Origin of the sequence: Bartonella sp. OC16QHHD, from assembly GCF_042194035.1 — a bacterium.
GTDB lineage: Bacteria > Pseudomonadota > Alphaproteobacteria > Rhizobiales > Rhizobiaceae > Bartonella.
Map to the genome: position 1 here is coordinate 110,065 of NZ_JBHIMJ010000080.1, position 12,785 is coordinate 122,849.

13 protein-coding genes, 1 tRNA gene and 3 pseudogenes are annotated in these 12,785 nt (G+C 35.6%); 8 read left to right on the forward strand and 9 right to left on the reverse strand.

Going from position 1 to position 12,785, the window contains the following annotated elements; genetic code table 11:
• Positions 1-120: 120 nt before the first annotated feature.
• Positions 121-1,650 (reverse strand): glycerol-3-phosphate dehydrogenase, encoded by a 1,530-nt coding sequence (gene glpD / locus ACFIK1_RS08155; protein WP_273787932.1) that lies wholly within the window; start codon positions 1,648-1,650, stop codon positions 121-123.
• A 350-nt stretch (positions 1,651-2,000) separates the two neighbouring features.
• Here glpD and ACFIK1_RS08160 point away from each other — a divergent pair, with 350 nt between their 5' ends.
• The 4 genes from ACFIK1_RS08160 (at position 2,001) to ACFIK1_RS08175 (ending at position 5,267) form a co-directional block, all read left to right on the forward strand.
• Entirely contained in the window at positions 2,001-2,873 is an 873-nt protein-coding gene (locus ACFIK1_RS08160) for a DsbA family protein (protein ID WP_375662555.1), read from the forward strand.
• A gap of 242 nt (positions 2,874-3,115) precedes the next feature.
• Positions 3,116-3,613, forward strand: a complete 498-nt coding sequence (gene accB / locus ACFIK1_RS08165; protein ID WP_273787930.1) for an acetyl-CoA carboxylase biotin carboxyl carrier protein — start codon at positions 3,116-3,118, stop codon at positions 3,611-3,613.
• 14 nt (positions 3,614-3,627) lie between these two features.
• Positions 3,628-4,986, forward strand: coding sequence for an acetyl-CoA carboxylase biotin carboxylase subunit (gene accC / locus ACFIK1_RS08170; protein ID WP_273787929.1), 1,359 nt, complete (start codon positions 3,628-3,630; stop codon positions 4,984-4,986).
• Between the two features lie 205 nt (positions 4,987-5,191).
• Positions 5,192-5,267 (forward strand) — tRNA-Thr (locus tag ACFIK1_RS08175).
• Between the two features lie 100 nt (positions 5,268-5,367).
• Here the strand turns inward: ACFIK1_RS08175 and ACFIK1_RS08180 are convergent.
• A complete protein-coding gene (locus ACFIK1_RS08180) occupies positions 5,368-5,733 on the reverse strand; it encodes an XRE family transcriptional regulator (protein ID WP_375662562.1) in 366 nt (121 codons plus the stop codon).
• Positions 5,693-6,292, reverse strand: coding sequence for a hypothetical protein (locus ACFIK1_RS08185; protein WP_375662556.1), 600 nt, complete (start codon positions 6,290-6,292; stop codon positions 5,693-5,695). Before ACFIK1_RS08185 ends, ACFIK1_RS08180 begins: the two co-directional genes overlap by 41 nt.
• Here ACFIK1_RS08185 and ACFIK1_RS08190 point away from each other — a divergent pair.
• From ACFIK1_RS08190 to ACFIK1_RS08205, 4 genes are read left to right on the forward strand one after another with little or no spacing between them, the layout of a single operon-like run.
• A complete protein-coding gene (locus tag ACFIK1_RS08190) occupies positions 6,272-6,925 on the forward strand; it encodes a hypothetical protein (protein WP_375662557.1) in 654 nt (217 codons plus the stop codon). The two genes, ACFIK1_RS08185 and ACFIK1_RS08190, sit on opposite strands and share 21 nt — an antisense overlap.
• Entirely contained in the window at positions 6,918-8,702 is a 1,785-nt protein-coding gene (locus ACFIK1_RS08195; protein WP_375662558.1) for an MFS transporter, read from the forward strand. Before ACFIK1_RS08190 ends, ACFIK1_RS08195 begins: the two co-directional genes overlap by 8 nt.
• Entirely contained in the window at positions 8,692-9,306 is a 615-nt protein-coding gene (locus tag ACFIK1_RS08200) for a hypothetical protein (RefSeq protein ID WP_375662559.1), read from the forward strand. The genes ACFIK1_RS08195 and ACFIK1_RS08200 overlap by 11 nt, the downstream gene beginning before the upstream one ends.
• Positions 9,275-10,171 (forward strand): hypothetical protein, encoded by an 897-nt coding sequence (locus ACFIK1_RS08205; RefSeq protein WP_375662560.1) that lies wholly within the window; start codon positions 9,275-9,277, stop codon positions 10,169-10,171. Before ACFIK1_RS08200 ends, ACFIK1_RS08205 begins: the two co-directional genes overlap by 32 nt.
• A 304-nt stretch (positions 10,172-10,475) precedes the next feature.
• Here ACFIK1_RS08205 and ACFIK1_RS08210 read toward each other — a convergent pair.
• From ACFIK1_RS08210 to ssb, 6 genes and pseudogenes are all read right to left on the reverse strand, one after another.
• Positions 10,476-10,682 (reverse strand): annotated as a pseudogene (locus ACFIK1_RS08210) (hypothetical protein); the annotation flags it as partial.
• Positions 10,683-10,901: 219 nt separating this feature from the next.
• Positions 10,902-11,170, reverse strand: a pseudogene (locus ACFIK1_RS08215) (type II toxin-antitoxin system RelE/ParE family toxin).
• The gene (locus tag ACFIK1_RS08220) at positions 11,154-11,381 is read right to left on the reverse strand and encodes a DUF6290 family protein (RefSeq protein ID WP_007554201.1); all 228 of its coding nucleotides are present in this window, start codon (positions 11,379-11,381) and stop codon (positions 11,154-11,156) included. The pseudogene ACFIK1_RS08215 and the gene ACFIK1_RS08220 overlap by 17 nt, the downstream one beginning before the upstream one ends.
• A gap of 77 nt (positions 11,382-11,458) precedes the next feature.
• Positions 11,459-11,995 (reverse strand): annotated as a pseudogene (locus ACFIK1_RS08225) (hypothetical protein).
• Complete coding sequence (locus ACFIK1_RS08230) at positions 11,982-12,320, reverse strand: hypothetical protein (RefSeq protein ID WP_375662561.1); 339 nt, start codon at positions 12,318-12,320, stop codon at positions 11,982-11,984. The pseudogene ACFIK1_RS08225 and the gene ACFIK1_RS08230 overlap by 14 nt, the downstream one beginning before the upstream one ends.
• Before the next feature lie 14 nt (positions 12,321-12,334).
• Positions 12,335-12,775, reverse strand: a complete 441-nt coding sequence (gene ssb / locus ACFIK1_RS08235; protein ID WP_375662563.1) for a single-stranded DNA-binding protein — start codon at positions 12,773-12,775, stop codon at positions 12,335-12,337.
• Positions 12,776-12,785 lie beyond the last annotated feature (10 nt).

The window sequence follows — 12,785 nt, forward strand, 5'->3', positions numbered from 1 at the left end:
AAAAAAAATAAAATTAGGGTATAGACAATCATTGTCTTTTTAATATGTATGACTGACACCAGTATCTCTTGAAGAGAAATATTTTACAATATTGCAGATAAAATCTGTAAAATGAAATGATCATAAACGTTGTTCAATCTCTTGTTGGCTTTGCATATAGGAAGAAAGAGTATCAACCTCTTGTTCATTAAATAGGAGACCAAGTTTTGAACGACGCCATAGCACATCTTCACATGCTTTAGCCCATTCTTTTTCCATCAACCATTTTACTTCTACTTCATAAAGCCCATGTCCAAAATTTTTTCCTCTATTTGCCTTACCATGTGCAAATATCACCAATGCTTCCGTACCGTAAGAGCGTGCAAGCCTGCGATGTGTAAAAGCATCTAAATCTGGCATCAAAAGAGCAATCTTATTTTCGATTATATCTAATTGATTATAGGGAAAATCACCCCCTGGAAGTACTGTCTTAGCCGTCCATGACGCTCCCTTTTTACCAAGAGCTTTTTCAACAAATTTCATCGCATCTTCAGCCAACTTACGATAAGTTGTAATCTTTCCTCCGTAAAGATTAAGAATCTTGGGTGTTGTTCCTGTTCCCATTTCTTTTAAAACATAATCGCGCGTAATTTCTTGTGCTTTTGAAGCTCCATCATCATAGAGTGGACGAACTCCAGAGTAAGACCAGACAATTGTTTCAGGCAACACTGGTTGTATGAAATATTCGCTGGCTGCTGCACAAATGTAATCAATTTCTGTATCAGTAATATGAACGTCAGCCGGATCTCCTTGATAATTACAATCTGTTGTTCCAAGCAAGGTAAATTCTTCTTGATACGGAATAGCAAATATAATACGCCCATCACCATTTTGAAAAATATAAGCACGATCATGAGTATAAAGCTTGGGAACCAAAATATGAGAACCTCTAACAAGTCGTACTGGTGGATGTTCTTTACAGTCTAATATGCTTGCCAAAACATGATCAATCCAAGGTCCTGTCATATTCGCGACATAAGAAGCTGTGACACTATATTCTTTACTAGTTAACTTGTCTTGAAGAACGATACGCCATTTATTGTCTTCTTTTTTTAAAGAGAGAACTTCTGTTCGTACTTTTATATCAGCTCCCCACTTTTCTGCATCACGAGCATTGCCAATAACTAAACGCGCATCATCTACTCTTGCATCAGAATATTCAAAACCTCTCTGATATTCTTTCTTCAGTGTAGAGCAAAATTTTTTTGAAAAATTAATTGTTTTACTGCGCCATAATTTCTGATTCCAATTCCCTAAATAATCATAAATAAAAAGTCCAAAACGCAACATCCAAGCAGGGCGCAATTCTTTATGATAAGGAAGGAGAAAACGCAAAGGACGCACAATATGTGGAGCCATACGTAAAATGATCTCGCGTTCTTTCAATGCTTCACGAACAAGCTTGAACTCATAATGTTCAAGATAACGAAGCCCACCATGAATAAGCTTTGTTGACGCACTTGAGGTCCCAGATGCAAGATCGTTCATTTCAGCCAATCCCACTTTAAATCCGCGTCCTGCTGCATCTCTTGCCAATCCACACCCGTTTATCCCTCCCCCAATGATAAACAGCTCATAATGTGTTGTGGTTTTCATAATTTCACTTTTCATTTCATTATTTAATTTTGTTTCTCAGTACTCAATAAAGCAATAGGAAAAAATAATACAAGTGTTCTTCATTGTATTATCAACGTACTTTTTCCTAAAATAAACACGCACAAAAAGCTTTTGATACCCTTATACATCAAAACAACATTTGACAAATTAAAGAGATTTTTTTTATCTTTTACAAAAAATAATCCTTGCCAAGCCAAGGTTCATCATATGAAGTCTTTTTAGAGAAAAATTGATGTTTTTTCTCATTCTTAAATACACACTATAGCTAAATGCTTTATTGCACATAGATAACGCTTTTCATATAGTTCACTCAATGACACACTAGGAAATATGAAGGTATACAGATGACTCATCACTCTCAAAATTCGAAAATAACACCTCTTTCAAAAATTTTAGTCCCAGTTATGTCGAGTATTTTAATCTTTTTACCTTCTTTATCAAACGCAACATCACACTCAAAAACAGCAAATCATTTAAGCTTAGAAAAGCTTAAAACACAACTTTTGGAAGATTCTAGCTTTTTATCTAAGCTTAAAGAAAAAATGATACCACATACTGATTCTCATCATATTCAACAAATCGTCAGAGAGTATCTTCTTACTCATCCAGAAGTTCTGATTGAAATGCAGCTTATTCTTCAAGATAAGCTGGAAAAACAGAATGAATACGAAAACAAAATACAAACTTCTGTCATCCATTTATTAGAAAAAGAAATTTTTCATTCTCCTCATGACGCCATTTTGGGAAACCCAAATGGTAAAAAAGTGCTTGTCAATTTTTTTGATTACAACTGTGGATATTGTAAAAGTTCCTATTCACATATAGAAGACTTGATAAAAGAATATCCAGATTTAAAGGTTATTATTAAGGATTTACCAATTTTAAGCTCTGATTCTATGGCAGCCCATACTGTTGCCTACGCATTTCGAAAACAATTCCCAGAGAAATATCCTCAGTTTCACAAAACGCTTTTAATGTATCAGGGTCGCGCAAATGAAGCTAAAGCTATTAAAGTAGCTGTTTCATTAGGAGCAGATGAAAAAAAACTACATAATGCAATACAAGATCCCACTCTGCAAAACGCTTTTAAAGAAAACATTCAAATTGCCTCTGCACTTCATATTACGGGAACACCTTCTTACATCATTGGTGATAAAATATTCATCGGCACTGCCAAACAGGATATTCTAAAACAAGCGATAGATAATACACAGTGAATACCTGATCCGTTTTAGGAAGAATACTGTAAATGAGGTAATTTTATGCTTTCTCTTTTTTGATAACAGGCTTATAAGTGCAATTTTGCGTAAAGCAGATACAAGTTTTAAATTGCAAAGTATAATGATTTAAAGGAAATAAAAATCTTTAAAGCCTCAAAAGATCTCATCCCTAATCTAGAGATATTCGGTCATAAAATGAGATAATGACGATCTTCATTGATCAAGGAGTTAGAAATAAAATGGCAACAAAAAAAATGGATTCGGCAAAAACCGCAATTGATACGAAAATTATTCGTGATCTTGCTGAAATTTTGAATGATACCAATTTAACGAACATTGAAGTTGAACAAGGGGAGCTTCGTATTTGTGTCTCACGCCAAAATACCTTAACTTCTTCTGAGCAAGCAATCTATGCTCCTGTTTCTACTCCTACTTTTTCTGTAACATCTTCTCCAGTCCCAACAACTGAATCTCCCATACAATCTATCCAAGAAGATAAATCAAAAAACACAATAACCTCTCCGATGGTTGGAACAGCTTATCTTGCACCTTCACCAGGTGCACAACCTTTTGTAGAAGTAGGACAAAATGTTTCTGAAGGAGAGACATTACTTATTATTGAAGCCATGAAAACAATGAATCAAATTTCATCACCACGCTCAGGCACGGTAACCACTGTTCTTGTCAAAGATGGCCAACCTGTTGAATTTGGTGAACCACTTATTATTGTTGAATAAAGCGAGGGGCAACCATGATTCGAAAAATCCTCATTGCTAATCGGGGAGAAATTGCTCTTCGCGTTTTGCGTGCATGTAAAGAACTTGGCATAAAAACCGTAGCTGTTCACTCTACCGCTGATGCAGATGCAATGCATGTTCGTCTTGCTGACGAAAGTGTTTGTATTGGCCCTCCTCCCGCTCGCGATTCTTATTTGAGTATTCAGCAAATTATTGCTGCTTGTGAAATTACAGGAGCTGATGCTGTTCATCCAGGTTATGGCTTTCTTTCTGAAAATGCAAAATTTGCAGATGTTCTAGAAGCCCATGATATTACATTCATCGGTCCAACAGCTACTCATATCCGAATCATGGGCGATAAAATCGAAGCAAAGAAGACAGCCAAAAAACTTGGTATTCCTGTAGTTCCCGGTTCAGATGGAGCAGTCACTGAAGAATCAGATGCTTTACGCACTGCTCGTGAAATTGGTTATCCCGTTATTATCAAAGCTTCTGCCGGTGGTGGTGGACGTGGTATGAAAGTCGTTCATTCTGAACAAGAATTTTCTATAGCTCTCAAAACAACGCGTTCAGAAGCGAAAGCTGCTTTTGGTGATGACGCTGTTTACATAGAGAAATATTTAGAAAAACCCCGTCATATTGAAATTCAAGTCATAGGTGATGGTGCGGGAAATGCTATTCATTTAGGAGAACGCGATTGTTCACTTCAACGACGGCATCAAAAAGTATGGGAAGAAGCTACATCACCTGCACTTAATGAAACTGAACGAAAAAAAATTGGTAGTATTGTTGCAAATGCCTGTGCCCAACTTGGATATCGTGGAGCTGGTACTATTGAATTTCTTTATGAAAATGGCGAATTTTATTTTATTGAAATGAATACGCGTTTACAAGTCGAGCATCCTGTAACTGAAGCAATTACAGGTATAGATTTAGTCCATGAACAAATCCATATTGCATCAGGCTGCGAGCTTTCAGTGACACAAGATGATGTCTGTTTTTCTGGTCATGCCATTGAATGCCGTATTAATGCAGAAGATCCTATTAACTTTACGCCATCACCTGGAACCATTACACATTTTCATACACCTGGAGGTTTAGGGATTCGTGTTGATTCAGGTGCTTATTCAGGTTATCGCATCCCCCCTTATTATGATAGTATGATTGGAAAGCTGATTGTTCATGGACGTACCCGTTTAGAATGTATGATGCGTTTACGGCGTGCTTTAGATGAATTTGTCGTCGATGGGATAAAAACTACACTACCTCTTTTTCGCGATCTTATTAATAATCAAGATGTTGCTGATGGTAATTATAATATTCACTGGCTAGAAAAATACCTTGCTCATCAATCAAAGTCTTCAGATTCGTAATTCGATAGCAAAATGGTAAATTCTTATAAAAGATTCTATAAGATATCAACATAAGGATAATTCCAACCTTGCTGTAAAAAGTGGTAAAAGAGGAAATAAGTTGGTTATTTTTTTATTTGTTATATAGTTTTCTTTTAATATGTACAAAATTTGATAATTTTCTGTTTTCCTTTTTGTGAGTTTGTGCTAACTCCTACATGGTTACGCCCTTATAGCTCAGTTGGTAGAGCACCTGATTTGTAATCAGGGGGTCGGGAGTTCGAGTCTCTCTGGGGGCACCATGCTCTTTTTTATCCAAAATAATTTATTGATTTTCCATATATTTTTTACAGTGAGGGACGCGTAAATAAAAGTTAGGGAATAGGATTTTTCAACCTATCTCTATAGGACGCCTCTTTTTTTGCAAACTTTCTCAAGAAGGTCTTTTAATTCTGCTAAGTTTTGTTGTGAAAAATTCTCTAAATTTCTAACAAACTCACCAACAGCTTCACGCCTCAACGGATCAGAAGTCTTGATTGTAAAAGTTTTGCGACAAGCATAGGCTGCTTTTCTTAAGAGTAAAGCCTTCTCTTGATCTAAACCATAAAGCTCTATGATCTTTTCCTCCAGTCCTACAGGAACAGATTTTTTGCCAATCTCGACAGAAGATAAAAATCCTACAGATATGTCTAATTTCTTAGCCATATCTAAGAGGCGTTCGGAGTGATCAATGCGCAAAATTCCGCGCAAATTCACCATTACTAGCATCACCGGACCAATCGCCTCCTCCCAACATAACATTTACGTCTACACGTAAACTGCTTCCTTGTTCCCCTGTATGCCATTTCGTCACGGGATAACAAACAGACAAAAATTGCCACACATAACCGCAACCATCCTCACAACCGATATACGAAATCATACGACGATTTTCTGTATCAACGTGTCCTCCAGACGTTTTGGGAGAAGGCGCTTTATTGCCTATAATACTGGTTCCCGAATTGATTCCATACATGCAAGACGCGAACTCATCACTCGTCAAAAATCTCTTATTAACAGACGAAAAATCCACGTGATGGTCAGAATAGCTACGATTGGTTGTAATCGGAACACCATAGGCAGACTTCGTATTTTCATCTGTCCCTGATTGAAGATAAATATCAACCCAAATATTCTTCCACGGATCGTAAACCATTCCCTCTGGATCACTCCTCGGATAGTGATTTAAACACCAAACAGAATCAGGGAGAATATCCCCCGCTTGATAACCCGATAACGGATGATCTTCAAAGAAATTGTTATTTCTATGGATTCGACTAGTGTCCAAGGATATTATGATATACGGGGGGCGAATAAATTTGATCGCGTGTGGAAAAACATTGAAACAGTTAAGAATCTTCAACCTCTGCAAAGTATAGGAATAAGAGCGACAGTTACCAAAGAGATTCTAGAAAATATTATTAATTTTATCGATTTTTGTATAAGCAAAGATGTCGATTATATCGGATTCAGCCCGCTCGATACGTCGTCATTTAGTTTTTTTAGAAAAAATAATACAAAGGATCGATCTAAGGCTTTAAGAAACAAAACTCTTCCGCCAAACGCTTCACTTTTTCATTTGAGAGATGAATTATCAAGGAAAGAATCCCCCCTCCAGATTTATATAGATAAAAAGTTCCAAGAAAGGAAAATCTCATGGACGTCACAAAATTTTGTAAATTGTATTAATTATTACTTAGGCGAGAATTCTACGTACGTTTCGTCGCCGTTAATGTGTTTATTTCTATTTTCATCCTTGGTATTGGAGTATAATGGAGATTTAAAAAATTGCTTTTATTCAGAAGCTTTTGGGAATCTACAAAATTATGAGGCAATAGATTGGTCTGCTCAAAGCGTTTTAAAATCTTTGAAAAAATCTGGCGCATGTAGCGGATGTCGTGGGAAGGTGTTTTGTGGATAAGGTTAAGCAATTTAAGATTTATAGTGTTAGCAAGTCTACTGCTCTAGTGGTTGCTGTTTTACCACTTTTTTTGTCGGAAAAATTGCATTTGTCGCAAGCGGATATTGTTTTAATCGGTAGTTATTTTTTATTGCTTCCTTTGATCTTAGAAGTCCCCTTGGGTTTATTATCAGATGTTTATGGAAGTAAGCGCGTTATTTATACTGGGCTGTTTTTCTTTCTTTGCGGTTTTTTAGCTCTTTTTATGAATTATGCATATTTTGCTTACGCCACTTATTTGTTGTGTATTACATTAGCAGCCGCTTGTTTCTCAGGTGCGGAAGATAGTTTACTCTTTTCTGTAGTACCAAAGCATCGCACACTGTTTTCCGTTAAGTCCGAAGTGGCTGCTGTTACCTATAGTGTGACAACGGTACTTATTTTTTTAGGAGGAATACTTTATTATGTGCATCCTGCATTGCCTGTGATTTTTCAAGTCCTTTCATTAATTTTTGCTATTTTTATGTTTTCAAAACTGACGAAGGGATTAGATAGTTTTCATATCAACGCTCATCCGAGTATTTTCACAGTTATGTGCGCCAGCCGTAAAGAAGTCAAAAATCCTTATCGCTTCACTCTTATTTTTTTAAGTGCAGTTTCAGCTTTTGCTATTTTGGTTAATAATCGAACTGTTTCTATCGCATTTTCTGATTTTTTGCCATTTCAACCTGCTATTTTGGTTTCGATTATTTTTATCATTGGGAATTTTTTTTCAGCAAGTTCCAATATATTGTTTCAGAAGTATTTTTCAAAGTTTCAAAATCCTATTTTTCCCGTCTTAATGATTGGTTGTATGGTAACCATTGCTTTTTTTCTCATGTCATTTCAAATCATTGCGGCTCTTATATTAGGATTTTTACTGCTATGTGTTTTTAAATCTGCTTATCGATCTTATCTGTCGTCTCTTCTTATAAATTCACTGCTTGATCCCAAAGCTATCGCGACTGTTTTATCATTTACAGCCATTATTACAGCTGTTGTATCCTTTGCATTCAGTTTTTTATACGGTCATATTTTTTCAACATTCTGGCAAGCTAATTTGTGGTTGGCAGTGGTTATGGCTGTGATTTTTGGGGTGTCTGCTTCAATTATTTTTGTCAGAAAACAAGAAATCATTTGGTTACAGCCTGAAAATGCACAATCGTCAAAACAACATTTCTTGAAACGCAAGCATCAAGAATTTTGCTATGGGCAAATTTATCCGGAAGCATCGTGCATTAATGAAAACATCAAGGATGGCTCTTTTCGACAAAGTCTCTATCCTGCACCAAATTTGATAACACTTTGCGATGAAGTAGTTGAATGGGAGTTTATCCGGGGTACTGTATTGAGCCAAATGGATTTGCTACATCAAAAGGCGATTATTGATCAAATCAATAAGATCTTTCAAGATCGATTAAGCAAAGATATAATCTTATCACATGGAGATTTACATCCTGATAATATCATTGTTACTCCTGATAGTTCTTTTATGGTAGTAGATTGGGATTTATGTCAAGAAGCCAGTCCGGAATTGGATATCTTAACATTTTTCACCAGTCCAAGATTATCTCTCAATTTAGAAGAACGGATAGACTATATTTCTCATTTGCTGTCTATATCAAAGGATGAAGCTTTACCAATGATAAAAGCGTTTGTGGCTAAAAAAATTTCTGATCTTTGTCTATACCAAAATATTTTCATGAAACAATTAGTATTGGATTATATGAACTTGAATAAGGAATTTCATGGGCGATAATATTGTAATTTGTAATGAAAATTGCAGTGCGAGCTGCAATCATTGTCCGTATTCGATGGAATGTATGGTGAGAGATGACGCGTTGCCTGAATCTTTATATACAATAAATGACATAAAATCTGATTTTATTATTCTTTCTGGTGGAGAGCCTTTTGAGCTCGATTATGATTTACTTCATAAATATACTTGTATGTGTCTCATTTGTAAAAAATATTTTCGGATTGCAACAGGGGGGCACATCTATATTCAACCATATTTGAAGCTATTAAAGAGTAATCCGTTCTTTTTAGGGATACAAATAGGCACAGATGTTATTTCAGAGATAAGAAATCTAGACAATAAAAAATATAAACAAACGTGGGTGCGTAACATAGAATGTATGAAAAAAGATAGCGTACCATATAGTGTAACGATTACTTTATCGGAGAGATTCGATTTGGCAGAAGTGTTAGCTCTAATACGCATCGCTACTCCCGAGTTCATTTTAGTTAATTTTGAAAATAGAAAAAAGTATGAGAATAGATTTCAGTTAAATATGATACGGGATTTTTTTTCTGGCTGTGAGATAAAATATGGATATACGCATCAGAGTTTACACCAATAAATATAAACTATCGGATTCTTTTCACAGTTCTTCTGGTGTGTTAGTTGAAAAAACAGAACTGATAATTTTATTTACTGCTCAGGATAAAGTTATTTCGCCCTTTGCTATGGAGTTGCCATTGTCACCTAGTCACGGAGAAATGCCGGACGATTTTATAAAATCTGTAAATGAACGATCAATAAATAAAAGTAAACACTTTGCAAATTCTTTAAGCTATTTCTTTGGGTTGGAAGATTTTTTTAAAAAAGTTGAAATGGCTAAAATTATTAATTCTGGATTAATGAAATCTATTAAAACGATAGGAATAGGTGCAATTATTGATGATGAGATACGTAATTACGATTTGATAAAATTGAAATCATCGAATCAGTATTTGGATGATACAATTGCAATTCTTAATGAAAACAAAAATGTAAAATTTATTATTGATTTCAATGCAAGTATTAATTTTGAGCAGTGGAATTATTTTATTGATAGGATAGATAAGAATAATTTGTTTGGAATAGAACAGCCTGTGAAATTTCCTTCAAAAATTCCAGATTTGGGTTTCTTAAATATCGCTGATGAGACATTCGTGAAATGTGGTTATGAAAAAAATCACGAATGTGGCTATAATGCTTTTGTCTATAAGCCATTTGCAAGTAATATTAAAGAATTATATAAGTGTTTTGAGAATAAAAATAACTACGTTGGTATGGTTGGAAGTAATGTTTCAGGCCCTTTAGATTGTAGTTTTTGTAACATCATAAATCATTATATGCCTACCAAATTAGCAGGAAATCGTGCAAGTAATTTTGAAGCGCATCCGTTAAATAATAAAACTGAGGATTTAATGAGAATTCGAGAAAAAAAGATCTCTCTCTGATGAATTGTTTATTTATCTTGATAAATTTTGCCAAAAGGTATCGGATTTGTATTTTGATATGAATCAATTAAAAGAAATTGCTACAAATATATAGTATTTCCCACTCTGAAGCAGCTATGTTTCGTGAATAGATATAGGACATACCGATGGAAGAACGATATGGTGCTTGTCTCATGTATCGGGATCTTATATACTAAAAGTGTCAAAGATGGTGGCAAAATTGGCTTTGATTTTTTTGATATTAGCAGTAATTTAAGCAGCAACTTGCCTTTTTTATTCAAGATTTTTGATGAGAAAGAATTATAGGTATTTCAGTTTGATGTAACTCAAAATAAGAGATCAAACCATCCTTGCCAATTTTATTCCCAGCATTCTCAGCAGCCTTAACCACTGCTTCTTTTAAAATGCGCGTCATTTTATTTGGAACACCTTTGACACGCCCTTGACCTGCCTTTGGTGGTATACGCTTTTTAATGGGTTGTGGAGCCTGCTGTGTATTTTCTGATGTCATAAAATACGCCCTCCAGATAATAAAAAACCCCGCACTTGCGGGGATTTCAAACTGCACTGCCTCTCGTCTAGACACAATACGACAAGTGCCGTATTTGTCATTAAATACGATTTGCAACACTTTGTCAACAAGAAAATGACACGTATTGTGTTATTTTATTTTTTTACCTAAATATGGTATTTTAAAAGGCAAAAATAATATGCATTGTCGCTATTATCTTCAATCTTTATATATATTTTTTCTATGTCCAATAGCTAAAACCAACACTACAAGCTCTCTATCGTAAAGATCGCATAGTACTCTATAGTCTCCCACACGATATCTCCACAAGCCAGACAATTGACCTCTCAAAGGCTTCCCTACTACACGCGCATTTTCAAGAGGAGCAACGTGTTTATCTAAAAAATCAACAATCCTCCGTGCTTCTTTTTTATCGCATTTTTTTAAAAAACTAAGAGCTTTTTTTCATATTTAATCGTCCAAGCCAAGCTCTTTCCTCACTTCTTCAGAGCTGTAAAAAGTTGCATCTCCATTTCGAATACGCTCTCTTACTTGTGAGGCTAAATAATAATCCTCTGCTTCTTCTATTCCACGTTCAATAATCTCACGTAAATAAAAAGACTTTGTGCGTCCTGTTTTAGCAGCTAAATTATTCAAACGTGTCTCAAGATCACTTGGCAATCGAATAGATATCGTCATAACGCAATCCTCATATTTGTATTCATTGTAATACAAATACAACATATTGTACAGAAAAACGTTTCACATCACGCTTTTTACTTTGTTACAGTGAAATGTTTATGAAGCGCATTAAGAACAATACGCAAAGAACTAACAAGATGTGGTAGCGATTGATCTTCTATAACAAGATATTGTAATGCAGCATAAAGATTATACTGTCTATAGAGGCATTGCGTTTCTTTTAGTGCCTCTTGCACGGCTTTATAGTGATTGGTTGCTTTTTGAACCCACCGTTCAAGACTATTGGGGTCTGAATTTGTAGACACATCATCATAAACAGCGCTTGGCAGACCTTTTGCACATGAGTAGTTATTTTTCACTTCAAGATATTGTTGCGCGGCGTCGTATTGCTCTTGAGTAACCACACCTTGCAAACAAAGCCGCCCTATGTAAGGTACCAGAAAGTGGATTTTTTGCCTCCTGTAGCGTTAAACCGAAGCGCTTTGCACGTATCTCTATTGCCAATTTATCAACGGGGCTTCACGCGGTGCTTTTGCACGTGATATACGTCCGTTTGGTTCTCTTACCTGCCCTCCTATTTTAGGGCGTCCCCTCTTTTTATTTCTTTTCACAGATAACCTCAGACACCTGTTTAACGTTTTCCCAAATTTCCTCTGAGTTTGAATTTGTTTTTGCATCCAAAGCCGCTACAAGTATTATCAACACGCCGCCTATACAAAAGGCTGGAATTTTTTTCCAATCATCATCATCATTCATCATCCACGCGATGATAATGACCATCATTACAATTAGAAAGCCTGCTGATATATTACAGAATGTCTCAATCTTATTATTATGTTGTAATGATTTTATCTCCTGATCTGTAATAGTATAGTTATAAACTGGCTTAGATTTACAGATTTCACTAAAGGTATGGAGCGGCGGCTTATCAGACATTTAAATACCCTCTATTAAAAAGGAACACTGTCATTCATAACGGTATGGGGCGTATCAAGAGGTCTATAAATGCTTCTGTCATAAGCAGATGACTGATCTTGATTATCATCATTTTTGCCATCTAAAAGCTTTAACTCGCCTTTGTACTGAGGCAATATGACCTCTGTTACATAGCGATCAACACCGTTTTTATCTTGCCATTTACGAGTTTGTAGTCGCCCCTCGATATAAACTTTGCTGCCTTTATTGAGATACTGGAGAGCTATTTTTGCCAAATGTGGATTAAACACCACAATGGAATGCCATTCTGTTTTGTCTACTTTTTGATTGGTTGCCTTGTCTGTATAGCTCTCAGACGTTGCCATTCGAAAATTGACCACCTCGGTGCCAGATGACATTGTTTTGCTTTCTGGATTGGCACCTAAATGACCAATTAAAATCACTTTATTAAGCATGTTTGTAAGT

Coding starts and splice junctions, on each gene's coding strand:
- accB (WP_273787930.1), top strand. CDS start 3,116: ATGGCAACAAAAAAAATGGATTCGGCAAAAACCGCAATTGATACGAAA.
- ACFIK1_RS08200 (WP_375662559.1), top strand. CDS start 8,692: ATGGGCGATAATATTGTAATTTGTAATGAAAATTGCAGTGCGAGCTGC.
- ACFIK1_RS08230 (WP_375662561.1), bottom strand. CDS start 12,320: ATGTCTGATAAGCCGCCGCTCCATACCTTTAGTGAAATCTGTAAATCT.
- ACFIK1_RS08160 (WP_375662555.1), top strand. CDS start 2,001: ATGACTCATCACTCTCAAAATTCGAAAATAACACCTCTTTCAAAAATT.
- accC (WP_273787929.1), top strand. CDS start 3,628: ATGATTCGAAAAATCCTCATTGCTAATCGGGGAGAAATTGCTCTTCGC.
- ACFIK1_RS08180 (WP_375662562.1), bottom strand. CDS start 5,733: ATGCTAGTAATGGTGAATTTGCGCGGAATTTTGCGCATTGATCACTCC.
- glpD (WP_273787932.1), bottom strand. CDS start 1,650: ATGAAAAGTGAAATTATGAAAACCACAACACATTATGAGCTGTTTATC.
- ACFIK1_RS08190 (WP_375662557.1), top strand. CDS start 6,272: ATGGATTCGACTAGTGTCCAAGGATATTATGATATACGGGGGGCGAAT.
- ACFIK1_RS08205 (WP_375662560.1), top strand. CDS start 9,275: ATGGATATACGCATCAGAGTTTACACCAATAAATATAAACTATCGGAT.
- ssb (WP_375662563.1), bottom strand. CDS start 12,775: ATGCTTAATAAAGTGATTTTAATTGGTCATTTAGGTGCCAATCCAGAA.
- ACFIK1_RS08220 (WP_007554201.1), bottom strand. CDS start 11,381: ATGACGATATCTATTCGATTGCCAAGTGATCTTGAGACACGTTTGAAT.